Genomic DNA, 21,567 nt, shown 5'->3' on the forward strand with positions numbered 1-21,567 from the left:
AATCCTCAAATCCGAGGAACCTCGCCCATGAGCCGTTTTCTGCCGGACCGCTTCACGGTCCTTCTCGTCTGCACCGTCATCCTCGCTTCGGTCCTGCCGATCCATGGCATCTATGCGGATTGGTTCAACGTCGCGACCGACATCGCCATTGGCCTGTTGTTCTTCCTGCATGGTGCGCGCCTGTCGCGCGACGTAGTGGTGGCCGGCGTCCTGCACTGGCGCCTGCACCTGACGATCCTGCTGACGACATTCGCGATCTTCCCGATTCTCGGGCTGATGATCGGATTTATTCCGGAAAATATCCTGGCGGCACCGCTTTATGCCGGCATCCTCTTCCTTTGCGTGCTCCCTTCGACCGTGCAGTCCTCGATCGCGTTTACCTCCATGGCCGGCGGCAACGTGCCGGCGGCGATCTGCGCCGCTTCCGGCTCCAACATCTTCGGCATGTTCCTGACGCCGCTCCTCGCCGGCATCCTGCTGTCGACCACCGGCGACGCCGGCTTTTCCTGGGATGCGCTCGAAAGCATCCTGCTGCAGCTTCTCGCCCCCTTCGTCGTCGGCCAGATCCTGCAGCCCTGGATCGGCAACTGGATCCGCTCGAAGAAGAAGATGCTCGCCCCCGTCGACCGCGGCTCGATCCTGATGGTCGTTTACCTCGCCTTCTCGGAAGCGGTCATGGAAGGCCTGTGGCACACCTTCTCCGCGCTCGATATCGGCGTCGTCATCCTCGTCGACATGGCGCTGCTGGCAGTCGTCATCTGCATCACCATGTTCGGCAGCCGCGCGCTCGGCTTCAACAAGGAGGACGAAATCACCATCACCTTCTGCGGTTCGAAGAAGTCGCTCGCAAGCGGCGTGCCGATGGCCAACGCCATCTTCTCCGGCCAGTCCTCCTCGATCGGCGCCATCGTCCTGCCGCTGATGCTCTTCCACCAGATCCAGCTGATGGCCTGCGCCGTCATCGCCCAGAAATATGCGAACCGCCTGAAGGCGAAGAAGGATGCGGTCGTGGCACCGGCGGCGGCTTGAGGGGCCGCGTTATTCACCTTTACGACCAGAGATATTGAAACCCAAGCACTTTCCAAAGCGCTTGGGTTTTACTATATTGAACCATGCCGACCGTTTTACGCTTTGCTGGCCTACGCGTCGTGATCTATCCCAACGATCACCGTCCCGCGCATGTTCACGTGAAAGGGGGCAACGGAGAAGCGGTTTTCATCCTGAACTGTCCCGGCGGACCACTGGAGTTGCGGGAGAGCTACGGTTTCAAACTCGCGGGACTCCGCCGCATCGAGGAAGCCCTCGCAGAAGAAATAGCCGCTCTTTGTGCGGCATGGAGTGCCCATCATGGCGATTTCTGAACAGGAACTGAGAGCAGCCGAAGAACGTATGCAGGCTCAGCGGGAGGCGGGTTATGCCGTGTCCGCCCGTTATGATCGACGCTCGTCCCGCGTCGTGATCGGACTGAACACTGATGTCCAGGTGGCTATTCCGACGGAAAAGATCGAAGGCCTTTCCGAAGCCTCCCCGGATGAACTCTCCGGGATTGAGATCAGCCCCACGGGCCTTGGCCTTCATTGGCCGAAACTTGACGTCGACGTCTATGTCCCCGGCCTCCTCCAGGGCATTTTTGGATCGAAACGCTGGATGGCCGCTCAATTGGGTGCAGCCGGAGGTAAGGTCCGCTCAGCGGCGAAAGCGGCAACGGCCCGGGAAAATGGTCGCAAGGGTGGCCGTCCGCGAAAGACCGCAGCAAGTTAATCCCCAAAAAAACGAAAAACGGCCCTTCCCCCAAGAGGAAGGGCCGCATTGGGCTTGCTCGACTATATCGACCGGGTGCCCGGCAGCGGGTTAGTTGACCTGCTGCGGGGTGACCTGAGCCTCGATCGTCTTCGGAGCGACTGCGTCTGCGGCAATCGCGATCCGACGGGGCTTCATGGCTTCCGGAATGTTCCGGAGGAGATCGATATGGAGCAGGCCGTTCTTCAGCGAAGCGGACTGCACTTCGACATGATCGGCGAGCTGGAAGCGGCGCTCGAAGGCGCGCTTGGCGATGCCGCGATAGAGGTATTCGCTCTGTTCGGCAGCAGTTTCGTCTTCGCTCTTTTCACCCTTCACGGTCAGCACGTTCGCATGGGCTTCGAGGCTCAGTTCCTTTTCATCGAAACCGGCAACGGCCATGGTGATGCGATAGGTGTTATCGCCGGTCCGCTCGATATTGTAGGGCGGATAGCTCGGCGTCTGATCTGCCGGCCCGCGATTGTCGAGCAGGTTGAAAAGACGGTCGAAACCGACGGTGGAACGATAAAGGGGCGAGAAATCGACGTGACGCATGGAGTCCTCCTTGGGAAGCGACGTTGCGGTTTTCATCTGGGTTTGCGCATCCCTTGATTGGCGATGCGGTCCCGTTCAGCGGACCCGTTTGGCGCCCGCAGAGTTCAAATGGGGATTGATTTCCGCGGCTTCAAGAGCCCGGTTCGGGGCGCAGTTTTGCGCGTGAACCTGACATGAACGGCTCGTTTCGGGCCGGTTCAGGATCGTTTTGATAGAAAAGACAGTGGAAGGCAGACTGTCTCTCTCGACCGAAGCTCCATTCGTCCCTTCGCTTCGGTCATCAATTGCCGGAATCGCTTGGGGTATCCCTAGCCCCCGATTCCGGCTTCTTTTTTCCTGCTGAAAAACGCTCTCAATCCTCGGCCCGCGTCTCCAGCGGTGCCCCCGGCAGATAAAGCAGGATCGGCCTGATTTCGTAGACCGCCGTCGGATTGGCTCGGCGCAGATCCCGTGCCGCCGCAATGGCGCCCTCGATCGTCGGAAAATCTACCACGTAGAGACCGAGCAATTGCTCCTTGGTCTCGGCAAACGGTCCGTCGATGACCATGCCTTCGCCCTTGCCCCGCAATGTCACGGCCTGCTCCGTTGGGCCGAGCCGCGCGGCCGGCCCCAGGGATTTCTGCGCAACCAGACGGTCGTTGACCTCCAGCAACTCGGTCATCAGCGCCTGGTCCTCCTCCTCGGTCCAGGATTGGACCACCCCCTCCTGGTGATAGGCAAGAATTGCGTAATACATGGCTTGTCTCCTCCCGATCTGGCCGGCATTGCGCGCAGAGCTCCATGGCCTTGACTACACATATTTGATCGCCACCGCGCAAGTCATCCGTCCAATCAGTGATTGCGGCAACCTCTCAGGTTGCGGTTGCCCCTCATCCGGCTGCCGCCACCTTCTCCCCGTTCTGACGGGGAGAAGAGGATATGCCGCACCCTCCTCGTCCCTCATAGGTCCTTGGGAAACACTACCTTCTTGCGAAAAGAGGGAGCGACGAACCGGCCACTTGCGTCCTTCTCCCCGTCAGAACGGGGAGAAGGTCCCGGCAGGGGGATGAGGGGCAACCCTGCACGCACCCCAACCCACATCACATCCTCCAAACAACAATCTCCTTGACGTCCCGCCGCCGCTGGCTGACGCTGGCCGGCATGAGCGAAGCGGCAGATTCCATCGGCGACATTCTCCACCCGACCCCGGGCAACCCGGCGCCGGCCAATTATTCGGCCGGCTATTTCACCGGCCATCGCGGCACAAGGTTGCGCTACGGTCTGTTTCGCTCCGAGATATCACCGGCGATCGGCACTATCGTGCTCGTGCAGGGCCGCAACGAGTCCATCGAAAAATACTTCGAAACGATCCGTGACCTCAACGCCATGGGCCTCTGGGTCGCGACCTTCGACCTGCGCGGCCAGGGCGGATCGCAACGGCTGACGAAAAACCCGCGCAAGGGCCATGTCCGCCGCTTTTCCGATTACGAGCGGGATCTCGAGATCTTCCTCGAACATATCGTACTGCCGGATGCCCGCCTGCCCTTCTTCCTTGTTGCCCATTCGACCGGCGCCCTGATCGCGCTCTCGGCCGCCCCGCGGCTTTCGAACCGCATCAACCGGATGGCGGTTGCAGCCCCCTATATCGCGCTCTCAGGTCAGGGTGTTCCGGAAGGCTTCATCCGCACGCTTGCCGGGATTGCGAGCTGGACCGGTTTCGGCCGCGTCTCTATGGGCACCGATCGCAGCAACCGCGCCTTCGAAGGCAACCCGCTGACCTCCGACCGCAAGCGTTTCGCCCGCAACATGGAGATCGGCGCCGCCCATCCGGAGCTGACGATCGGCCCGCCGACGGCCCGCTGGCTGCACGAGACGTTCAAGGCCGCTCGCCGCGTATCTTCTCAATCGCATCTGACCAGGATCACCATTCCAACCCTGATTCTCGCTCCCGTTCTCGACGCCATCGTCCCCTATGCGGCGCAGGAGGAACTGTCGCGTAATTTCCGCGCCGGCCAGCTCATCACCATCAACGGCGGGCGCCACGAAGTGTTTCACGACAAGGATATTTATCGCGCCCAGGCGCTCGCGGCGATCGAGGCCTTCATGCCCGGCCAGGATGGCAGCTTCGGGCTTTCCGAAACCGCTGCTTGATCCGCGGGTCTGTCTGCCAACCTATCTGCCGGAAAGCAGCTTCATCGCTTCCGCATGCACAGCCTTGCTGCCTGCTGCAAGAATATTGCCGCCATTTTCCGGGCGTCCGCCGTCCCAGGTGGTGATGATGCCGCCCGCCTGCTCGATGATCGGGATCAGCGCGCCGACGTCATAAGGCTTCAGGTTGTTCTCGACCACGATATCCACATGGCCGGAGGCGAGCAGCACATAGGCGTAGCAATCGCAGCCGTAACGGAACAGCTGCACCTTTTCCTCGACCGAACGGTATCTCACCAGATCGTCGCCGGCAAAGATATGCGGCGACGTGGTGAACAGGGTGGCGTCGGCAAGACTGCCGCAGTCGCGCACCGAGATCTGGCGCTCGCCATCCGGGCCAGAATACCAGGCGCGCGTCCCGTCGGCGAAATAACGCTCGCCGATAAAAGGCTGGTCCATCAGGCCCATGACGGCGCGGCCGTTCGACTGGAAGCCGATCAGCGTGCCCCAAACCGGCAGGCCGGAAATGAAGGCGCGCGTACCGTCGATCGGATCGATCACCCAGACATGTTCGCGGTCGAGGCCGACATTGCCATGCTCCTCGCCGAGAATGCCGTGCTCGGGAAACTTCTCGCTAATCATCGCCCGGATCGCCGTCTCGGCGGCGCGGTCGCCTTCGGTCACCGGGTCGAACCCGCCCATCAGCTTGTTGACCACCGAAAGGCCGGTTCGAAAGCGTGGCAGGGTCTCGGCCTTGGCGGCGGCGGCAAGCGCATCGAAGAAGTCGCGATCGGGGAGCATGGGGAAATCCGCTGAGGAAGAGGTGATCTCTTCTAGGATACTCGCCTGAAACTGAAAACCGGATTCGCGTGATCCTGGGCAAAAAATCAAAAAACAATCGACCCGCGCCGAAAAACTCACCAAACCGCCCAAAAATGGCGCATATTTAATCAGTCGAAAAAGATGCTTGACATTTGTGCAGCGCACTCGTAGCTTCAATGCACAGTCTTTGACTGTAAATACCCTCCTTGGGTGTTTCCTCCCTAGACTTAGCCGCGCCCACAAGCGCGGTTTTTTTTGCCCGCAATCGAGCTGGCGAGCCAGTCACCCCGCCGGCGGTAGACCAAACCTGTGGAAAACTTTTAAGGGAAGTTATTCGGCTGCGAGCGCGCTGTCGCCGGCGAAGTCGACGACGAAATCCGCCATCTGTCGCATGAAGGTCGAAAGCGCGGCTGCGATCACCGGGAATTCCGGCCGCCTGGCAAGCGTCATCTCGTCCACATAGAGCGCGCGGTTGATCTCGATCTGCAGCGCGTGCAGGCCACGCACCGGCCGTCCGTAATGTTCGGTAATGAAGCCGCCGGCATAAGGTTTGTTGCGCACAGCCGAAAAACCCATGCCGTCGAGGAATTGCATCGCCGCCCGGGAGAGTTCGGCAGACGCACTGGTGCCGTAGCGGTCGCCGATGATGAAGTCGGGCCGCACATCCGAACCGGAGAGCCGGATATTGCCCGGCATCGAATGGCAGTCGATCAAGATGGCAAGCCCGAAGCGGGCATGGGTGCGGGCGATCAGTTTGCGAAGGCAGGCGTGGTAAGGCTTGTAGATCGTTTCGATGCGGGACATCGCCTCGTCGACCGGCAGCCGGCGGCGGTAGATTTCCATGTTTTCGGCGACGATCCGCGGAATCGTGCCCAGCCCGCCTGCGACCCGCATAGAGCCGATATTGACGAAAGGCGGTAAAGGCCCGTCGAACATCCGTGGATCGAGCTCGTAGGGCTCCCGGTTGACGTCGAGATAGGCGCGCGGGAAATGGGCGAGAAGCAGCGGCGCACCGAGCTCCGGTGCGTCGGCGAAAAGCTCGTCGACATAATGGTCTGCGGAGCGGCGAATGGCGAGCGAATCGAGGCCGCTCTCGGCGAGAAATTCAGGCGGGTAGAAGCTGCCGCTATGAGGCGAATTGAAGACGAAGGGGATAGTCTGCGTGGCGGGCTCCCTCACTTCGAAATGTCCAAAATCACCTACGTTGCAATCCATCCTGCCTTTACCATGTCACGAACTTGTTCAGGAACTCATGTTGCCAGTTGCCCGAGGCGAAGTCCATACTATCTATACCCTACCAAATCCTCTTACACCCTCATTAAACGGATGTTTACCGCGCGTAGGCAGTGTAAGAGATACCGACAACTCTAAAAATTTGCATTGGATAACGGTCCTGGAGATGATTCAGAAAATCCTTCTCGCCGAAGACGATAACGACATGCGTCGTTTCCTGGTGAAGGCGCTTGAAAAGGCGGGCTACAAGGTCGCGTCCTTCGACAACGGCGCGAGCGCTTACGATCGCCTGCGCGAAGAACCCTTCTCGCTGCTCCTGACCGACATCGTCATGCCGGAAATGGACGGGATCGAACTCGCCCGCCGGGCGACGGAACTCGATCCTGACCTGAAGGTGATGTTCATCACCGGTTTTGCCGCCGTCGCGCTGAACTCCGATTCCAAGGCCCCGAAGGATGCCAAGGTGCTGTCGAAGCCCTTCCACCTGCGCGATCTGGTGGACGAAGTGAACAAGCTTCTGGCGGCCTGAAACCGGAAACCCGGCCGCAAAAGCCCTGATCTGCAAGGCCTTCAAAAAACCTTCGCATTTCCTGGCAAAAACCTGTTGACGGCCCGACCAGTCTATGGTCTATGCGCCGCCACGGATGGGCGTGTAGCTCAGCGGGAGAGCACTACGTTGACATCGTAGGGGTCACAGGTTCAATCCCTGTCACGCCCACCATCCAGTTCAAAACGTTGAGAAATCCGCTTCGGCGGATTTCTTCGTTTCTGACCCCTCCCTTAACGAATTCGTTCCAAAACGGCACATCTTCGCCCCAAACTCTTCACCAGCCTTGCTGGCGATTTGGTCATTTGCGCTTGTTATGGTGTTACAAAATCAAGGGGAGTATAGCATGGCGCAGTTCAAGAATTTGGAGCATCTCGTCCAGACCGGCGCGCCGGCCTTCGACAAGGACTGGATGCCCGGACAGAAAGTGCCGAATGCCGGGATCTACCGGTGCCGGACCTGCGGCGACGAGATCGTCGTCCACAAGGCCGCCGCCATCCCGCAAATCCATCACGAGCATACCGTCCTTGGCCCGGTAGTCTGGAAGCTGCTCGTGTTCGCCCAGAAACATCCGTCGCGCCCCTGACCTCCGCATCTGCGCAGAGCAGTCTCGCCGCATCGAGACCGGTCTCTTTTTTTCGCTCGAGCGTACCGAATCGGCCTCAACCCGCCTCGTAGCACGACATGGAATATGCCAAATGCGACCCACCGCGTCACTGATGCGGATTTTCCCCAATTTGCCCCGCCCGACCTTCGGCGGGGCTTTTTTGTTTCAGCGGCCCGATTCCTTGCGCTTCACCCGCGGGACGCCAGGGGAATCAGAGAATCGCATTGCCGGCCGCAAAGGCGAGCACGACGAAAATCAGGAAAACGACAAGGAAGATGAAGAACAGGATTTTCGCGATCCCTGCCGTCGCGGCGGAAATGCCGGAAAAGCCGAGGAAGCCGGAAATCAGCGAGATGACGAGGAAGATGAGAGCCCATTTCAGCATGGAATTGTTCCTTCACGTTGATGGTCCGATAACGCGAAGAAATGTTCCAGGGTTCCATAAACGTGCCACTCGTAAGCCTCGACTGCGAAGCGGCGTATCTCCAATATGTCCCTGCCCGCTGCGCGATATCCGCGAAACGTGAATTGGATTGCGACACATGATATTGAGCACCGAATACGACCGGATGCTGTCTCTTGCCAGTAAAGCCGCCGTCGCGGCTGGGAATGCAGTGATCGAACAGTGGGAAGCATCCCGCAGCCAGGTCCGCTTCAAGGGGCCAAGCGATCTGGTGACCGGCGCCGACCTGCTCTCGGACGAGATTATCCAGGCGGCGATCACGGCCGAGTTTCCCCTCCACCGCATCCTCTCGGAAGAAGACGCCGACAGCCACGGCTTCGATTACTCAGGTCCCTTGTGGATTATCGACCCGATCGACGGAACCGCGAATTACGCAAGGGGACATCCCTATTTCGGCATTTCGGTCGCTTTCGCCATGGATGGTGACGTTCTGGCGGGTTGCGTCCATGCGCCTGCTTTGGGCGAAACATTCACCGCGGCGAAGGGCCAGGGCGCCTTTCTGAACGGCCGCCCGATCCGGGCGTCCTCGCCGGATAGCCTGGCGCGTTCGATCGTCAGCACCGGTTTCCCGCATGAAAAAAGCGATCCCGGTCCGCTGCTGGAACGGGTGCGGATAATTCTGTCGATGTGCCAGGACATCCGGCGCGGCGCAGCGCCGGTTCTGGATATCGCCTATGTCGCAGCCGGACGGCTGGATGCCCACACGGAAACGCTGTTCCCGTGGGACGTCGCCGCCGCGGGGCTTATCGCGACCGAGGCTGGTGCAACCCGTAGCCACCTTGCAGGCGTTTCTGAAAACATTCCGCCTGATCTATCCGGAAACGCGGTCCTGTTCTCCTCGCCTGCCATTCACGACGAGATCGCGGCACACCTTCGGCGATGAAGGTCCCGTAGAATCCCGAAAGTCACAGATCCTTTTTCAGGCGGCCTGTAGTTGTGGCACGCCGGCTTACCGGAAGAGGTGGGCGGCTCCCGCCACACCGATCGTCACCCGATCCCCGGCGGCAAGCGCCTCGCGGCTCGGAATGTCGAGCCGGAAGGAGAAGCCTTGCGGGTCGCTGCCAAGCCTGATTCGCACGTCCGAGGTCGGACCGCAGAAATTGATGTCGGTGATCGTCCCCGATGCGCCACTGCTGCCGTCCGGGCTGCTGTCCTGCATGACGGTAACCTGTTCGGGCCGCAGCATGATCTCGCCTTTGCCGCGATAGGCGACGTCGTCGACCGGCAGCACGCCCAGCGGGCTTTTTGCCTGTCCGCCGGCGATGTCGGCCGGCAGCACGATCGCCTCGCCGAGAAACGCCGCTGTCGCCGCATCGACCGGCCGCGAATAGACCTCGCGCGGGCTCCCCACCTGCGCAAACCGGCCGGCCCGCATCACCGCCACCTGGTCGGCAAAGGCGAGCGCCTCGCCCTGGTCGTGGGTGACCAGAAGCGTGGTGATGCCGGCCGCGGTCAGCACATCGGTCACCGCCTTGCGGGTCGCCGCCCTCAGACCCGTATCCAGGGCCGAGAAGGGCTCGTCGAGCAGCATCAGCCGCGGCTTGCGGGCCAAGGCCCTCGCAAGCGCCACGCGCTGCTGCTGGCCGCCTGAGAGCTGGTCCGGCTTGCGGGAGAGCATGGCCCGGTCGAGCCCGACCATGTCCATCAACTCCGCGATGCGGGCATTCTTGACCGAGGCCTCCGCATCGAGCCCGAAACCGATATTCTGGCGGATCGTCAGATGCGGGAACAGGCAGCCGTCCTGCGCCACGATGCCGATGCCGCGCTTGTGCGCCGGCACCTGGGACGAGCTGTCGGCAAGCGTCCGGCCATCGAACACAATGCGGCCCTCATCCGGAGCGTCGAAGCCGGCAACCAGGCGCAGCAGCGTGGTCTTGCCGCAGCCGGACGGGCCGACAATCGCCGTGCGGCTGCCGGCTGTCACCGACAGGTCGACGCCGTCGAGGGCTGCCACGGAGCCGTACTGTTTGCGCAGGGAGGTCAGGGTAAGCAGCGTCATCGCCCGGCGATCTTTTTCGATTGGTGATGGAGAAGAAAGGTGAGCGGCAGCGAAAAGGCCACCATCAGCACCGCATAAGGCGCAGCGCCGGCATAGTCGATCTCGCCGGTCAGGGCCCAGAAGGCCATGGCGAGCGTGCGGGTGCCGTTCGGCGCCAGCATCTGGGTGGCGGTGAGCTCGTTCATGATGCCAAGCGAGGAGAGCGCGACGCCGGCCGCTGCCCCCGGTGCCGCAAGCCGGATCGTGGTCGCTAGCAGCGCATTGCCCGGCGAACGCCCCAAGCTTGCCGCAGCCTGTTCGATCTCGACCGGCACCTGCGCAATACTGGCGCGCAAGCTCACCAGCGCGCGCGGCAAAAACATCACCACATAGGCAAGCACGATGGTGGCAACGCTCTGGTAGAGCGGCAGCATGGCCCGCACGGTGATCGTCACCAGCGCCAGCGCCACGACGACGCCCGGCATCGAGCTCGCGAGATAATAGCAGCCTTCGAGGAACCGACTGGCACGGGTCGGCCGGCGCACGGAAAGCCAGGCAATCGGCACGGCGGCGGCGGTCGTGGCGATCCCGCCGATCAGGCAGATGAACAGCGTCTGCCACAGTGCCAGCCCAACCTCGTCGATCCGCCACACACCTGCACCGCCGGCAATCAGCCAGCGACCAAGGGTCAGCACCGGGATGCCGAGCGCAAACGCGGCGGTGACCGCAGGCACGAGCAAGGCTGCGTATTTCCACTTGCCGAGCCTTGCGACCTTCGGCCGCCGAGCGACGCCGGACCCGAGCCGCGCATACCGGCTGCGGCCGCGCAACGAGGCTTCGAGGCCGAGCAGCACGAAACAGCAGAGCACCAGCACCAGCGCCAGCATGTAGGCGGCAACGCCGTTATAGGTGGACTGGAACTGGTCGATGATCGCGGTCGTGAACGTGTCGAAGCGGATCATCGCGAAGAGGCCGTATTCGGCCAGCAGATGCAGGCCGACCAGCAGCGCCCCGCCGCAAAGGGCAAGCCGGAGCTGCGGCAGCACGACGCGCCGGAAAACGGCGAAAGGCGCCAGCCCGAGCGATGCCGCCTGGTCCTCAAGCGCCGGGTCGAGCAGCCGGAAGGCGGCCGAAAGCGGAAGATAGAGAAACGGAAAATAGGCGACGACCGAGATCGCCACGCCGGCGGGAAGGCCGTTGAAACCGGGCCACATTCCGATCCAGGCATAGGAATGCACGAAGGCCGGCACGGCAAGCGGCGTGACGCAGAGCCAGGACCAGAAACGCGCGCCCGGCAGGTCGCTGCGCTCGGTCAGCCAGGCGAGCGAAACGCCAAGCACGGCGCAGATCGGAATGGTGAAGACGACGAGCAGGACGGTATTGGCCAGCAGCTCGCCGACCCGCGAGCGGAAGATCAGCTGCGAGGCCATCTCCCAGCCGGTCACCGCCGCCGCCCACAACACGAAGCCGAGCGGCAGGAGCGCCAGCAAAGCCACCACGACCGCGATCGTCAGCGTCCAGAACGATGCCGCCGGCAGGCGGTGTCGCGGCGCGATGGAGATCCGGGTATCTGTGGTGGAAGTCATTGACGGTCCGAAAATACGAGACATCGCAGGTACGCCCTGCGATGTCTCCATGCAACTGTTATCGACCGCTTTTAGAGCAGGCCGGCGGCGGTCATCATGTCGGTGACCTTGGCGTTGTTGAGGGTCGAGGGCTCGACCTTCGGGGCCTGCAGATCCGCGATCGGGGTCAGCATCTTGTTGGAAGCCTCGCCCTTGCCGACGGCATATTCAAAGGAGGTGCCATCGCGCAGGACCTTCTGGCCGCCCTTGCCGGTAACCCACTTCAGGAAGGCCTGGGCCTGTTCCTTGTGCTTGGAGGAGGCGAGGACGCCGCCGCCCGAGATCGACACGAAAGCGCCCGGATCCTGGTTCTTGAAATAATGCATGCCGACGTTCTTGGTGTTTTCGCCGGTCTTCGCCACGTCGCCGAAATAGTAGTAGTGATAGATCAGCGCGCCTTCGAACTGGCCGGCATTGACTGCCTTCATCGCCGTCGAATTGCCGCGGATCGGGGTCGCATTTTCCTTCATGCCCTTCAGCCAGGCAGCGGTCGCTTCCTCGCCCTTGAGCTGCAGCAGCGCACCGACGATCGCCTGGAAGTCGGCGCCCGACGGAGAAGCCGTCCAGCGGCCCTTCCATTCCGGCTTGGCAAGGTCGAGCATCGACTTCGGCAGCTTGTCTTCGGTCAGCTTGGTCTTGTCATAGGCAAAAACCGTCGAGCGGGCAGCAATGCCGACCCAGTTGCCGTTGGCCGGATGGAAGCCCGGCAGAACCTGGTCGAGCGTCGCCTTGTCGATCGGCGCGAACAGGCCCTTGCCGTCCACCAGCGCCATGGCCGGCGAGTTTTCGGTGAGGAACACGTCGGCCGGCGAATTGGCGCCTTCCTGAACGATCTGGTTGGCGATTTCGAGGTCGCCGCCCTGGCGGATGGTGACCGCGATGCCGGTCTCTTCCGTGAAGGCCTGCGCCCATTCCTTGGTCAGCCCCTCGTGCTGGGCATTGTAGATGGTCAGGCTATCCTTGACCTGCGCCGAAGCCGGCGAGGAAAGAGCGAGAACAGAAACAGCCAGGGCAACGCCCGCAGCCAAGGTGAACGAAGTTTTCAAGATCGCCTCCGCAAGAGAGTCAGGAATTTGACGAGGCCGTCATAACCAAAGCAGAGATTTGTGGTCAAGTTTATTTCGAGAGCCCGTATAACAAAAGCGTGATTTACGTTTGAAATACAAACAGATACAGAGCCGGAAGCGAATTGGTCGCAGCACCAGCCCTTGGAACGCAATTGCAGTTGGGCGGAAATACCGCCGCCGACATGATCGCAATCTTGCGGCACGCATGCAAGTTGGTGACTTGCCGCATGCTCGGCAATGCCGATTTCCGCGCAGGCGCACGAATCAGCTATGGCTAATTCGAACACATCGGGAACGGGCATGGCTGTTGCTTATCTGGAAAAGCTGAATGACGCGCAGCGGCGCGCGGTGGAGCACGGCTCGGACGTGCCCAAAGGCGGCCCGGCCGGGCCTTTGCTGGTCATCGCCGGCGCCGGTTCTGGCAAGACCAACACGCTCGCCCATCGTGTCGCGCATCTGATCGTCTCGGGCGCCGATCCGCGCCGCATCCTGCTGATGACCTTTTCGCGCCGCGCGGCCTCGGAAATGGGCCGCCGCGTCGAGCGCATCTGTGCGCAGGTTCTGGGTGCAAATGCCGGCATCATGACCGACGCGCTCTCCTGGGCCGGCACCTTCCACGGCATCGGCGCCCGGCTGCTGCGCCTCCACGCCGAACAGATCGGCCTCGACCACGATTTTACTATCCACGACCGGGAGGATTCCGCCGACCTGATGAACCTGGTGCGCCACGAACTCGGCTTCTCGAAGACCGAGAACCGGTTTCCGACCAAAGGCACCTGCCTGCAGATCTACTCCCGAGCGGTGAATTCGGAAACGCCTCTGGACGAGGTGCTGAAACTCTATTTCCCCTGGTGCTCCGCCTGGGAAAAGCAGCTGCGCGAACTGTTCGCCTCCTATGTCGAGGCCAAGCAGGCCCAGAACGTGCTGGATTACGATGACCTCCTGCTCTACTGGGCGCAGATGATGAGCGAGCCGGCGATTGCGCAGGATGTCGGCGGCCGCTTCGACCATGTCCTCGTCGACGAATACCAGGACACCAACCGGCTGCAATCGTCGATCCTGATGGCAATGAAACCCGGCGGCATTGGCCTGACCGTCGTCGGCGACGATGCCCAGTCGATCTATTCCTTCCGCGCCGCCACGATCCGCAACATCCTCGATTTCCCGAACACCTTCGATCCGCCGGCCAATATCGTCACCCTCGACCGCAACTACCGCTCGACCAATACGATTCTCGCCGCCGCCAACGGCGTCATCGATCTCGCCCGCGAGCGCTTTACCAAGAACCTGTGGACCGAGCGCCAGTCTGAGGAGCGCCCTCGCCTCGTCGCCGTCAAGGACGAGACAGAACAGGCCAATTACATCGTCGAAAAGATCCTCGAAAACCGCGAAACCGGCATGACGCTGAAGAGCCAGGCCGTGCTGTTCCGTTCCTCGCATCATTCCGGCCCGCTGGAAGTCGAACTCACCCGCCGCAACATCCCCTTCGTGAAGTTCGGCGGCCTGAAGTTCCTCGACAGCGCCCACGTCAAGGACATGCTGGCGGCGCTGCGTTTCGCCCAGAACCCGCGCGACCGGGTCGCCGGCTTCCGGCTGATGCAGCTGATCCCCGGCATCGGCCCGCAGACGGCCGGCAAGATCCTCGATGCGATCTCCGCCGATCCGGAACCGCTCGCAGCCCTCCAGGAAATCCCCGCCCCGCCGCGCTCCGGCGCCGATTGGCCAGCCTTCGTCGACATGCTCGCCGCCATCCGCCGGGGCCGGGGCTGGCCCTCCGAGATCGGCCTTGCCCGCCAATGGTACGAGCCGCATCTCATCCGAATTCACGAGGATGCCGAGACCCGCAAGGCCGACCTTTTGCAACTCGAGCAGATCGCCTCCGGCTATACCTCCCGTGAACGGTTCCTCACCGAACTGACGCTCGACCCACCGGATGCGACCAGCGCCGAATCCGGCACGCCTCTGCTCGACGAGGACTACCTCATCCTCTCGACCATCCATTCGTCGAAGGGCCAGGAATGGCGCTCGGTCTTCCTCCTGAACTGCGTCGACGGCTGCATCCCCTCCGACCTCGGCGTCGGTTCGACCGCCGAGGTCGAGGAGGAACGCCGCCTCCTCTATGTCGCGATGACCCGGGCGAAGGACCACCTGCATCTGATGACGCCGCAGCGTTTCTTCGTGCACGGCCAGGCGTCGCAAGGCGACCGCCATGTCTATGCCGCCCGCACCCGCTTCATCCCGGCGACGCTGCTGCAATTCTTCGAAACCGCCGCCTGGCCGGTCGTCGCCCAGATGACCGACGCCGAACGCCAGGCCCGCCACCAGGTCCGCATCGACGTCACCGCCCGCATGCGCGGCATGTGGCGGTAACAAAACTGTCCTAAGACTCGCCAGCAATCTGCCCCGGAACCGGACGAATTCTTATGGAAAAAATCGCAGTCTTCGACGGACATAACGATGCAGTCCAGTTCATGCTGGACTACAAACCCGGAGGCAGGGATTTTTTGGCACGCTCGGAGGCCGGCCACCTCGATCTTCCCCGAGCGATCGAAGGACACCTCGTTGGCGGATTGTTTGCGCTGCATGCCTATCCGGAGCGCAAGCCGGAAAACGATCTGACGGTCACCAATGATGGTTATGAGGTTCGTTATGCCGACGCCCTGGAAGAGGGTTATGCCCGCCGCCTGATCGACGCCCAGCTTGCCGCCATCAATCTGTTGATCCGGCGCTCAAGTGGCCGGATGCGCCTCGCGACCGATGTCGGCAGCGTCGAGACCGCCCGGGCGGAATCCGCCTTCGCGGTCGTTCTTCATATGGAAGGCGCCGAGGCGATCGGTCCCGATCTCGACCATCTCCATATCCTCCATACGGCGGGTCTCCGCTCCCTCGGCCTGGTCTGGAGCCGCCCCAATATCTTCGGCTACGGCGTTCCATTCGCTTATCCGAGGTCTCCCGACACCGGCCCGGGCCTGACGGATATTGGAAGGGAACTGGTGAGAGCCTGTAATGCCCTCGGCATCATGATCGACCTTGCGCATCTGAACGAACGGGGCTTCTGGGATGTGGCGGCCTTGAGCACCGCTCCCCTCGTCGCCACGCATGCCTGTGCCCATGCACTCTGCCCCTCCACCCGCAATCTCACCGATCGGCAGCTTGACGCCATCCGCGATACAGACGGGGTCATCGGCTTCAACCTCGCCGTCTACGATATCCGTGCCGATGCACATCTGGACGAAAACACCCCTCTCGACACCGTCGTCTCCCACATCGGATATCTGATCGACCGCGTTGGCGTGGACCGCGTGGCGCTGGGGTCGGACTTCGACGGCACAGTCGTGCCACGCGAGATCGGGGATGCAAGCGGCCTGCCGCATCTCTTCGCTGCCATGCGCAAAGCCGGTTTCGACGAGCCGACCTTGAGAAAATTCGCCTTCGACAACTGGCTCCGCGTCTTCCGCCTCACCTGGAAGAACGGCTGAACAGCCGTATCCCGCCAAACCTGTCCCCCCACCTGTCGCATTGACTCCAGCCGACCCGGATGGGAAACAACCCGCATCGTTCAGACGGGAGGGGATGAATGGCCAGCCGTAAAATCGTTCTGGTGCAGGGTGCCTGGGGCTCGAGCGCGAGCTGGACGCCGGTTGCCGATATTCTGCGGGACATGGGCCACCAGGTCTTCGTGCCGAGCCTCACCGGGCTCGGTGAACGCGCCCACCTCTTCTCGGGCGCCATCAATCTCGACACCCATATCGGCGATGTCTGCGGCCTTGTCGAAGCGGAAGGCCTGGAGGAGTTCGACCTCGTCGGCCATTCCTATGGCGGCATGGTGATCACAGGCGTCGCCGATCGTTTCGCGGCCCGCATCCGCACGCTGACCTATCTCGACGCTTTCCTGCCGGAAAACGGCCAGTCGGCGCTCGATCTGCTCGGTCCGGAAGTGGCGATGGCCAACCTCGCCATGGCTGGCGAACTCGGCGGCGTCGCGGTGCCGCCTCCTGCCCGTCACGCGACCCGCGTGCCGGAACATCTGCGCCACTACATGACCAGCCGCTCGCCGCAGCCGTTCGCGACGATGATCCAGAAGATCAAACTGTCGGGTGACCATCAGAAGATCACGAAAAGACTTTACGTCTCAGCCAATATCGACCAGTCGAAGATCTTTTCCGGCATCTACGCCAAGCTTGGCGCCGATCCGTCCTGGGCGTCCATGGAAGTACCGAGCGGCCACATGCTGCAACTCGAAATGCCGGAACAGGTCGCTCGCATCATCCACGATTTCATCGGCTGACTTTTCGCCCGACCGGTCCGACGAAATCGAAAGCGGCGACGGAAACAACCGCCGCCGCACGCAGTATCACTTTGCGATCGGCTTGATCGACAGCAGGATGTCGACCAGTTCCTTCTGATGCTTTTCCTCGTCGCCTTTGGTTCCCCAATAGGTGACGACAAGACCCTCAGTCGGCGATGTCTGGATCAGTGCAAGCCCGACGCTCACCGGGCCGTTCTCGTCCTTGCCGTCCCAGTCGAGCGTGGTCATCTGCATGCCGTTGAACTCCTCGACCGGAGTTTCCTTCATCGTCTTGGGATCGACGGTGACACCGGCCTCCTTCAGGAAATCGATGGCGTCGGATACCGTCTTGTCCATCGACTTCAGTTCCGCGACATCGGCGGAGAGATAGACGGCGCTGTCCTTGGACGTGGCATCGACGCCGGTCTCGGTTTCCTTCGGGTTCCAGCTATCGGGGATATTGATGCTGGCGATCGGAGCGTCGCTCGGGAATTTAAGTGTTTTCGCCTGGGCCAGCGCGGGAGCGGCCAGGACGAGCATGCCAATGAGAAGAGCTTTTTTCATCTGGGAATCCTAGAAAGATGGGAACCGCAGATGCTTTAACCGGCGGCAAAAACCATTTAGCACGCAGCCCTTTAAGAATGGGTGGAGCAAACGCTCAAAAGCCGGCGATCCGGCCAAACTCGCGTTAGGGTTTGCCACCTCCCCTTCCGCCATCGCTGGCAGGCACCTGCTGATCCATGTCAAACCGCAAGATCGGTCGAGCGCGTCATATTTGAAAGGGCGTAGATGGTGTCGCCACGGAGGAAGACTATGAAGGCGCCACTTGAAAACTACCATGCCCGAATGCAGCGGGTGCTGGACCATATCGACCAGCACCTGGACGATGATCTGGGCCTGGACGTGTTGAGCGGCGTCGCGGCGTTCTCGAAATACCATTTCCACCGGCAGTTCGCGTCCACCTTCGGGGTGTCCGTGCATCGCTATGTCCAGCTTGCGCGTTTGAAGCACGCTTCGCACCGGCTGGCTTCGAAGGACGCTCCAAGCGTCACGGACGTAGCGATGGATGCCGGTTACGATACACCCGACGCCTTTGCCCGCGCCTTTCGGCAAAGGCTTGGCCAATCGCCTTCATCATTCCGGAAGTCGCCCGACTGGGCACCGTGGCTTGCGGCCTTCGGGCCTTTGAACAATGCGAGGAGCAAGCTCATGCAGATTACCTATACCAACGACGACGTGACTATCCGCGATGTCCCCCCGATGCCGGTGGCGATCATGGAGCATCGGGGCGACCGGGCAACACTCGGCGATACCATCGAGCGCTTCATTGCCTGGCGCAAGGCGGCCGGTTTATCGCCTGAGACGAGCCCGACCTTCAACGTCTTCCGTTCTGAGAGGACGCCTGCGATCCCGGCCGATTATAGCATGGACCTGTGTGTCGGGACTGACCTGCCGATTGCGTCCGATGACGCACAGATGAAACCAGGCGTAATTCCGGGCGGACGCTGTGCAGTCCTGCGCGTCTTCCATGATACCCACAATTTAGAACCCGCCGCGCTCTTTCTTTATCGGGATTGGCTTCCAGCCAGTGGGGAGGACGCACGCGACTTCCCCATCTATTGCCAGCGGCACTTCTCCCTCTTCCCGGGCGCGCAGGTCCATGATGTCGTCGTGGAACTGTTCCTGCCGTTGAAATAGTAGCGGTGAACGGCGGCCTGTACTTCTGATCGTCAGAAGCGGACTGGCCGCCGTTCACCCCATCTCATTCGGCACAAGAGTTCACGGCCTAGTTCTGGCCCGGCCCGCCGCCACGCCGTTCCAGAAGCTCGATCTGGATCTGCTGCATTTCCGCCAGACGCTCCCATTGATGCGCCATCTGGTGGTCGATCTTTTCGTGCAGCTGGCGGATTTCCAGTTCGGCGCGCAGGTTGATCATGTAGTCGTTCTCCGAACGCATCCGGTCCTTTTCCTCCTGCCGCCGCTGGCTCATCATGATGACCGGTGCCTGCAGCGCCGCAAGGCAGGAGAGCACCAGGTTGAGCAGGATGAACGGATAGGGATCGAACGGGACTGCGAACAGGCCGACGACGTTCACCGCCATCCAAACGCAGAGCACCCCGAGGAAGCTCAGGATGAACGTCCAGGAACCGCCGAAGGACGCGACCTTGTCAGCCACCCGCTCGCCGAAGGTGGGGTTGCGCTCGAGCAGGTTGACGGCGCTCGTCTGCACCGTCGAGGCGCCCTTTTCAAAACTGTCGAGCACGCGCTTGTCGAGGTCGGAAAGCTCGCCGCGTTCCTCGTCGAGCAACTTTTCCACATAACGGCGACGATAACGGCCGAGATCCTCGTCGCAGATATAGCTGTCGGCGGTGCAGCTTGGAACTTCCTCTGCCACCATCGCGACGAGGTTCGGCCGCAGATACCCGGCCCTGTGCAGTCTCGATAACGGAAAGGTGCGACCGCAGACGACGCATTGCCCGGTATTGGTCGACGTCATATGCCTGCCCATGTCATGCCTCTACGCTGGTCTTTTCTGCATGCACCTGAAGCGGTGACAGGTGGAAGAGCCGCGGCGAGAATTTCTTCCGGAACTCTTCCGAACGGCCGATATAGATGAGCGTCACGCCTTCCAGACGGCTGAGCACGCCCAACAGCCGCTCCTGGGTTTCCGGTTCCAGGCCTTCCAGCACGTCGTCCATGATCAGCCAGTCCGGCTTGCGCAGCACCGCGTTGGCGATCGACAGCGACGCCTCCTCGTCCTTGTCGAGCAGCCGGTCCCAGCGCTCCACTTCGTCCAGCCGGTGCACGAGGCGGTCGAGCCCGACCCTCTCCCAGGGCCTCGGCCAGCGCCTTGTCGTCGATGTTGCTCAGCCCGGCCGGATAGGTCATCACTTCGCGCAGCGTTGCCGTCGGCAGGTATCCGTCCTGCGGCATCAGGATCATGCTGCCCACCGGCGGCAGGCCGATTTCGCCGCGCCCCCAGGGCCAGATGCCGGCCAGCGCCTGGAAGAACAGATGCCGGTCGGCGCCCGGATCGCCGTTGATCATCACCCGCTCGCCCGGCTTGATGGCGCAATCGCCCTCCACCACACGCACCCCGTGTCCGGCCGCGCCCTGCTCGGGCGCGCCGTAGACCGTGACGCCGCAAACGCTGATACCTTCCCCCCGGGACGTCTGGTGATAGGCGATTACCCCGCCCTCCCCAGCCGGCGTATCCATGGTCAGCAGTGCGTGGCGAAAGGAGGAGACGCGGTTCAGCGTCGCCCGCCAGTCGGCGATGACGCTGAAATTGACGACGTACCAGCGAAGCGCCTGGTTGACCTGGTTGAAGGCCCCGACCGCCATCATCAGCCCGCCGAAGGAAAGTTCGCCGGAAAAATACATCGGCGACGCGATGATGATCGGCGCCACCAGCGCCAGCCAGCCGAACCCGGCCGAGACCCAGGTGAGGTTGGCGAGTGCCCAGGCGAGCTTGCGCAGCATGCCCAGCACGCCCTCGATCGCGAAATCCACCCGGACGCGCTCGCTTGCCTCGCCGCGTGCGAGCGTGATCGGCTTCAGGTTCTCGTTCGCCCGCACCAGGGCCGCGCGCAGGTCCGCTTCGCGCGCATAACGCTCGGCGTTGAGCCGCGGCAAAAGGTTGCCGACGACGTTGCTGAGCACAGACCCCAACAGCGCATAAAGGATCGTCGTCCACACCATGTAACCGGGGATCGAAATGGTGCGGCTGCCGAAATGGAAGGCGAAATCCGACGAGATCGCCCAGAGCACGCCGATGAAGCTTGCGAGCAGGATCGTCGAGTTGACGAGCCCGATCGCCAGCGCCGTGGTGTTTTCCGCCAGGATGCGCGTGTCCTCGTGCAGCCGCTGGTCGGGATTGCTGGCGATCGCGCCTGCGCCGCCGAGCTTGAGCGCCCGGCCGGGCTTCAGCCAGACATCGGCGAGATCGCGCGCCAACCCCTCGCGCATCCGCATCGCGGTGATCTGGTTCAGCCACTGCTGGACGACGTTCAAGAGCGTCAGCGAGAAGGCGATAATGCCAAACACGACGAGCTGGTTCAGAAATTCCGGCATGTCGCGCCGTTCCAGCGCGTCGTAGAACGGCCCGTTCCACTCGTTCAGCCGGTATGTCGCATAGGTCGTCGCAAAGATGACGATGAGCAATGCCGAGATCAGCACCAGGACGCGATTGCGCACCGGCGCATTCCAGAATGCCTTGCCCATCATGCGGAGCTGGCCCCCCAGGGAAAGCTCGAAATTCTGCAGTGCCGTTTCCGGGGGCTGCGTCATCGTGTCCGAACTCCTTGCGACTGATCAACTCTCAACGCCGCCGCACCCTTACCACGGCAGGACGGCCTCTACAGATATGGGGAGCGAAGGTCGCCCGCGCGACCGCTGACGCTGTTTCCAATCGCCCCACTGATGGTTTTAAACGAGAAATCCTCAGATTTCCTTGAAGAGAATACCCTAATCGAA

At 61.9% G+C, this 21,567-nt stretch carries 22 protein-coding genes and 1 tRNA gene; 12 read left to right on the plus strand and 11 right to left on the minus strand.

All coding sequences use genetic code 11. The features are described 5' to 3' along the window. The first annotated feature begins 27 nt into the window (after positions 1-27). The 3 genes from ACZ9IU_RS17555 (at position 28) to ACZ9IU_RS17565 (ending at position 1,761) form a co-directional block, all read left to right on the plus strand. Entirely contained in the window at positions 28-1,029 is a 1,002-nt protein-coding gene (locus ACZ9IU_RS17555; RefSeq protein ID WP_051899804.1) for a bile acid:sodium symporter family protein, read from the plus strand. 83 nt (positions 1,030-1,112) lie between these two features. Continuing rightward, a complete protein-coding gene (locus ACZ9IU_RS17560; protein ID WP_080719206.1) occupies positions 1,113-1,361 on the plus strand; it encodes a DUF4160 domain-containing protein in 249 nt (82 codons plus the stop codon). Then, the gene (locus tag ACZ9IU_RS17565) at positions 1,348-1,761 is read left to right on the plus strand and encodes a DUF2442 domain-containing protein (RefSeq protein ID WP_038545124.1); all 414 of its coding nucleotides are present in this window, start codon (positions 1,348-1,350) and stop codon (positions 1,759-1,761) included. Before ACZ9IU_RS17560 ends, ACZ9IU_RS17565 begins: the two co-directional genes overlap by 14 nt. 90 nt (positions 1,762-1,851) lie before the next feature. Here the strand turns inward: ACZ9IU_RS17565 and ACZ9IU_RS17570 are convergent, their stop codons facing one another. After that, complete coding sequence (locus ACZ9IU_RS17570) at positions 1,852-2,334, minus strand: Hsp20 family protein (protein WP_038545126.1); 483 nt, start codon at positions 2,332-2,334, stop codon at positions 1,852-1,854. 352 nt (positions 2,335-2,686) lie between these two features. Continuing rightward, a complete protein-coding gene (locus ACZ9IU_RS17575) occupies positions 2,687-3,070 on the minus strand; it encodes a YciI family protein (RefSeq protein ID WP_038545129.1) in 384 nt (127 codons plus the stop codon). Between the two features lie 425 nt (positions 3,071-3,495). On the opposite strand from ACZ9IU_RS17575, the gene ACZ9IU_RS17580 reads away from it, so the two are divergent. Continuing rightward, the gene (locus ACZ9IU_RS17580) at positions 3,496-4,464 is read left to right on the plus strand and encodes an alpha/beta fold hydrolase (protein ID WP_157885251.1); all 969 of its coding nucleotides are present in this window, start codon (positions 3,496-3,498) and stop codon (positions 4,462-4,464) included. A 21-nt stretch (positions 4,465-4,485) separates the two neighbouring features. Here ACZ9IU_RS17580 and hisN read toward each other — a convergent pair whose 3' ends face one another. Continuing rightward, on the minus strand, positions 4,486-5,262 hold the full coding sequence (gene hisN, locus ACZ9IU_RS17585) for a histidinol-phosphatase (RefSeq protein ID WP_038545133.1): 777 nt from the start codon (positions 5,260-5,262) through the stop codon (positions 4,486-4,488). A 351-nt stretch (positions 5,263-5,613) separates the two neighbouring features. Then, positions 5,614-6,498, minus strand: a complete 885-nt coding sequence (locus ACZ9IU_RS17590; protein ID WP_038545136.1) for an N-formylglutamate amidohydrolase — start codon at positions 6,496-6,498, stop codon at positions 5,614-5,616. 184 nt (positions 6,499-6,682) lie between these two features. Here ACZ9IU_RS17590 and cpdR1 point away from each other — a divergent pair, with 184 nt between their 5' ends. The 3 genes from cpdR1 to ACZ9IU_RS17605 all read left to right on the plus strand — a co-directional run bounded on the left by cpdR1 (position 6,683) and on the right by ACZ9IU_RS17605 (position 7,649). Further along, entirely contained in the window at positions 6,683-7,045 is a 363-nt protein-coding gene (gene cpdR1, locus ACZ9IU_RS17595; protein ID WP_037077221.1) for a response regulator CpdR1, read from the plus strand. Positions 7,046-7,162: 117 nt separating this feature from the next. Then, positions 7,163-7,237, plus strand: a tRNA-Val gene (locus tag ACZ9IU_RS17600). Between the two features lie 172 nt (positions 7,238-7,409). Continuing rightward, positions 7,410-7,649 carry a hypothetical protein gene (locus ACZ9IU_RS17605; protein WP_038545138.1) on the plus strand — a complete coding sequence of 80 codons (240 nt, stop codon included), beginning with the start codon at positions 7,410-7,412 and terminating at the stop codon, positions 7,647-7,649. Positions 7,650-7,881: 232 nt separating this feature from the next. Here ACZ9IU_RS17605 and ACZ9IU_RS17610 read toward each other — a convergent pair whose 3' ends face one another. Next, a complete protein-coding gene (locus tag ACZ9IU_RS17610) occupies positions 7,882-8,055 on the minus strand; it encodes a DUF1328 domain-containing protein (protein ID WP_038545141.1) in 174 nt (57 codons plus the stop codon). Between the two features lie 157 nt (positions 8,056-8,212). Here ACZ9IU_RS17610 and ACZ9IU_RS17615 point away from each other — a divergent pair, with 157 nt between their 5' ends. After that, entirely contained in the window at positions 8,213-9,016 is an 804-nt protein-coding gene (locus ACZ9IU_RS17615) for an inositol monophosphatase family protein (protein WP_051899805.1), read from the plus strand. 66 nt (positions 9,017-9,082) lie between these two features. Here ACZ9IU_RS17615 and ACZ9IU_RS17620 read toward each other — a convergent pair whose 3' ends face one another. The 3 genes from ACZ9IU_RS17620 to ACZ9IU_RS17630 form a co-directional block, all read right to left on the minus strand. Further along, on the minus strand, positions 9,083-10,132 hold the full coding sequence (locus ACZ9IU_RS17620; RefSeq protein WP_038545144.1) for an ABC transporter ATP-binding protein: 1,050 nt from the start codon (positions 10,130-10,132) through the stop codon (positions 9,083-9,085). After that, the gene (locus ACZ9IU_RS17625; protein WP_038545147.1) at positions 10,129-11,697 is read right to left on the minus strand and encodes an ABC transporter permease; all 1,569 of its coding nucleotides are present in this window, start codon (positions 11,695-11,697) and stop codon (positions 10,129-10,131) included. Before ACZ9IU_RS17625 ends, ACZ9IU_RS17620 begins: the two co-directional genes overlap by 4 nt. A gap of 71 nt (positions 11,698-11,768) precedes the next feature. Further along, entirely contained in the window at positions 11,769-12,782 is a 1,014-nt protein-coding gene (locus ACZ9IU_RS17630; protein ID WP_038545150.1) for an iron ABC transporter substrate-binding protein, read from the minus strand. A gap of 321 nt (positions 12,783-13,103) precedes the next feature. Between ACZ9IU_RS17630 and ACZ9IU_RS17635 the strand changes: the two genes are divergently transcribed. The 3 genes from ACZ9IU_RS17635 to ACZ9IU_RS17645 all read left to right on the plus strand — a co-directional run bounded on the left by ACZ9IU_RS17635 (position 13,104) and on the right by ACZ9IU_RS17645 (position 17,091). Continuing rightward, a complete protein-coding gene (locus tag ACZ9IU_RS17635; protein WP_038545154.1) occupies positions 13,104-15,173 on the plus strand; it encodes an ATP-dependent helicase in 2,070 nt (689 codons plus the stop codon). A gap of 53 nt (positions 15,174-15,226) precedes the next feature. Then, positions 15,227-16,282: a dipeptidase gene (locus ACZ9IU_RS17640; protein ID WP_038545157.1), complete on the plus strand. Its 1,056-nt coding sequence runs from the start codon at positions 15,227-15,229 to the stop codon at positions 16,280-16,282. Between the two features lie 98 nt (positions 16,283-16,380). Next, positions 16,381-17,091 (plus strand): alpha/beta fold hydrolase, encoded by a 711-nt coding sequence (locus ACZ9IU_RS17645; RefSeq protein ID WP_038545160.1) that lies wholly within the window; start codon positions 16,381-16,383, stop codon positions 17,089-17,091. A gap of 66 nt (positions 17,092-17,157) precedes the next feature. Here the strand turns inward: ACZ9IU_RS17645 and ACZ9IU_RS17650 are convergent, their stop codons facing one another. Then, the gene (locus ACZ9IU_RS17650; RefSeq protein ID WP_038545163.1) at positions 17,158-17,655 is read right to left on the minus strand and encodes a hypothetical protein; all 498 of its coding nucleotides are present in this window, start codon (positions 17,653-17,655) and stop codon (positions 17,158-17,160) included. 249 nt (positions 17,656-17,904) lie between these two features. Between ACZ9IU_RS17650 and ACZ9IU_RS17655 the strand changes: the two genes are divergently transcribed. Next, positions 17,905-18,789 carry an AraC family transcriptional regulator gene (locus ACZ9IU_RS17655; protein ID WP_038545166.1) on the plus strand — a complete coding sequence of 295 codons (885 nt, stop codon included), beginning with the start codon at positions 17,905-17,907 and terminating at the stop codon, positions 18,787-18,789. An 88-nt stretch (positions 18,790-18,877) separates the two neighbouring features. Here the strand turns inward: ACZ9IU_RS17655 and ACZ9IU_RS17660 are convergent, their stop codons facing one another. Together ACZ9IU_RS17660 and ACZ9IU_RS17665 are read right to left on the minus strand one after the other, a co-directional pair. Beyond that, a complete protein-coding gene (locus ACZ9IU_RS17660) occupies positions 18,878-19,600 on the minus strand; it encodes a DUF1003 domain-containing protein (RefSeq protein ID WP_080719208.1) in 723 nt (240 codons plus the stop codon). Further along, a complete protein-coding gene (locus tag ACZ9IU_RS17665) occupies positions 19,585-21,381 on the minus strand; it encodes an ABC transporter ATP-binding protein/permease (RefSeq protein WP_498957537.1) in 1,797 nt (598 codons plus the stop codon). Before ACZ9IU_RS17665 ends, ACZ9IU_RS17660 begins: the two co-directional genes overlap by 16 nt. Positions 21,382-21,567: the final 186 nt, after the last annotated feature.

It is taken from the genome of Mesorhizobium sp. USDA 4132, assembly GCF_056279545.1.

Excerpts from the sequence above, each read along its gene's own strand:
- ACZ9IU_RS17555 (WP_051899804.1), top strand. The coding sequence starts at position 28 with ATGAGCCGTTTTCTGCCGGACCGCTTCACGGTCCTTCTCGTCTGCACC.
- ACZ9IU_RS17560 (WP_080719206.1), top strand. The coding sequence starts at position 1,113 with ATGCCGACCGTTTTACGCTTTGCTGGCCTACGCGTCGTGATCTATCCC.
- ACZ9IU_RS17565 (WP_038545124.1), top strand. The coding sequence starts at position 1,348 with ATGGCGATTTCTGAACAGGAACTGAGAGCAGCCGAAGAACGTATGCAG.
- ACZ9IU_RS17570 (WP_038545126.1), bottom strand. The coding sequence starts at position 2,334 with ATGCGTCACGTCGATTTCTCGCCCCTTTATCGTTCCACCGTCGGTTTC.
- ACZ9IU_RS17575 (WP_038545129.1), bottom strand. The coding sequence starts at position 3,070 with ATGTATTACGCAATTCTTGCCTATCACCAGGAGGGGGTGGTCCAATCC.
- hisN (WP_038545133.1), bottom strand. The coding sequence starts at position 5,262 with ATGCTCCCCGATCGCGACTTCTTCGATGCGCTTGCCGCCGCCGCCAAG.
- ACZ9IU_RS17590 (WP_038545136.1), bottom strand. The coding sequence starts at position 6,498 with ATGGATTGCAACGTAGGTGATTTTGGACATTTCGAAGTGAGGGAGCCC.
- cpdR1 (WP_037077221.1), top strand. The coding sequence starts at position 6,683 with ATGATTCAGAAAATCCTTCTCGCCGAAGACGATAACGACATGCGTCGT.
- ACZ9IU_RS17605 (WP_038545138.1), top strand. The coding sequence starts at position 7,410 with ATGGCGCAGTTCAAGAATTTGGAGCATCTCGTCCAGACCGGCGCGCCG.
- ACZ9IU_RS17610 (WP_038545141.1), bottom strand. The coding sequence starts at position 8,055 with ATGCTGAAATGGGCTCTCATCTTCCTCGTCATCTCGCTGATTTCCGGC.
- ACZ9IU_RS17615 (WP_051899805.1), top strand. The coding sequence starts at position 8,213 with ATGATATTGAGCACCGAATACGACCGGATGCTGTCTCTTGCCAGTAAA.
- ACZ9IU_RS17620 (WP_038545144.1), bottom strand. The coding sequence starts at position 10,132 with ATGACGCTGCTTACCCTGACCTCCCTGCGCAAACAGTACGGCTCCGTG.
- ACZ9IU_RS17625 (WP_038545147.1), bottom strand. The coding sequence starts at position 11,697 with ATGACTTCCACCACAGATACCCGGATCTCCATCGCGCCGCGACACCGC.
- ACZ9IU_RS17635 (WP_038545154.1), top strand. The coding sequence starts at position 13,104 with ATGGCTGTTGCTTATCTGGAAAAGCTGAATGACGCGCAGCGGCGCGCG.
- ACZ9IU_RS17640 (WP_038545157.1), top strand. The coding sequence starts at position 15,227 with ATGGAAAAAATCGCAGTCTTCGACGGACATAACGATGCAGTCCAGTTC.
- ACZ9IU_RS17645 (WP_038545160.1), top strand. The coding sequence starts at position 16,381 with ATGGCCAGCCGTAAAATCGTTCTGGTGCAGGGTGCCTGGGGCTCGAGC.
- ACZ9IU_RS17650 (WP_038545163.1), bottom strand. The coding sequence starts at position 17,655 with ATGAAAAAAGCTCTTCTCATTGGCATGCTCGTCCTGGCCGCTCCCGCG.
- ACZ9IU_RS17655 (WP_038545166.1), top strand. The coding sequence starts at position 17,905 with ATGAAGGCGCCACTTGAAAACTACCATGCCCGAATGCAGCGGGTGCTG.
- ACZ9IU_RS17660 (WP_080719208.1), bottom strand. The coding sequence starts at position 19,600 with ATGGGCAGGCATATGACGTCGACCAATACCGGGCAATGCGTCGTCTGC.
- ACZ9IU_RS17665 (WP_498957537.1), bottom strand. The coding sequence starts at position 21,381 with ATGACGCAGCCCCCGGAAACGGCACTGCAGAATTTCGAGCTTTCCCTG.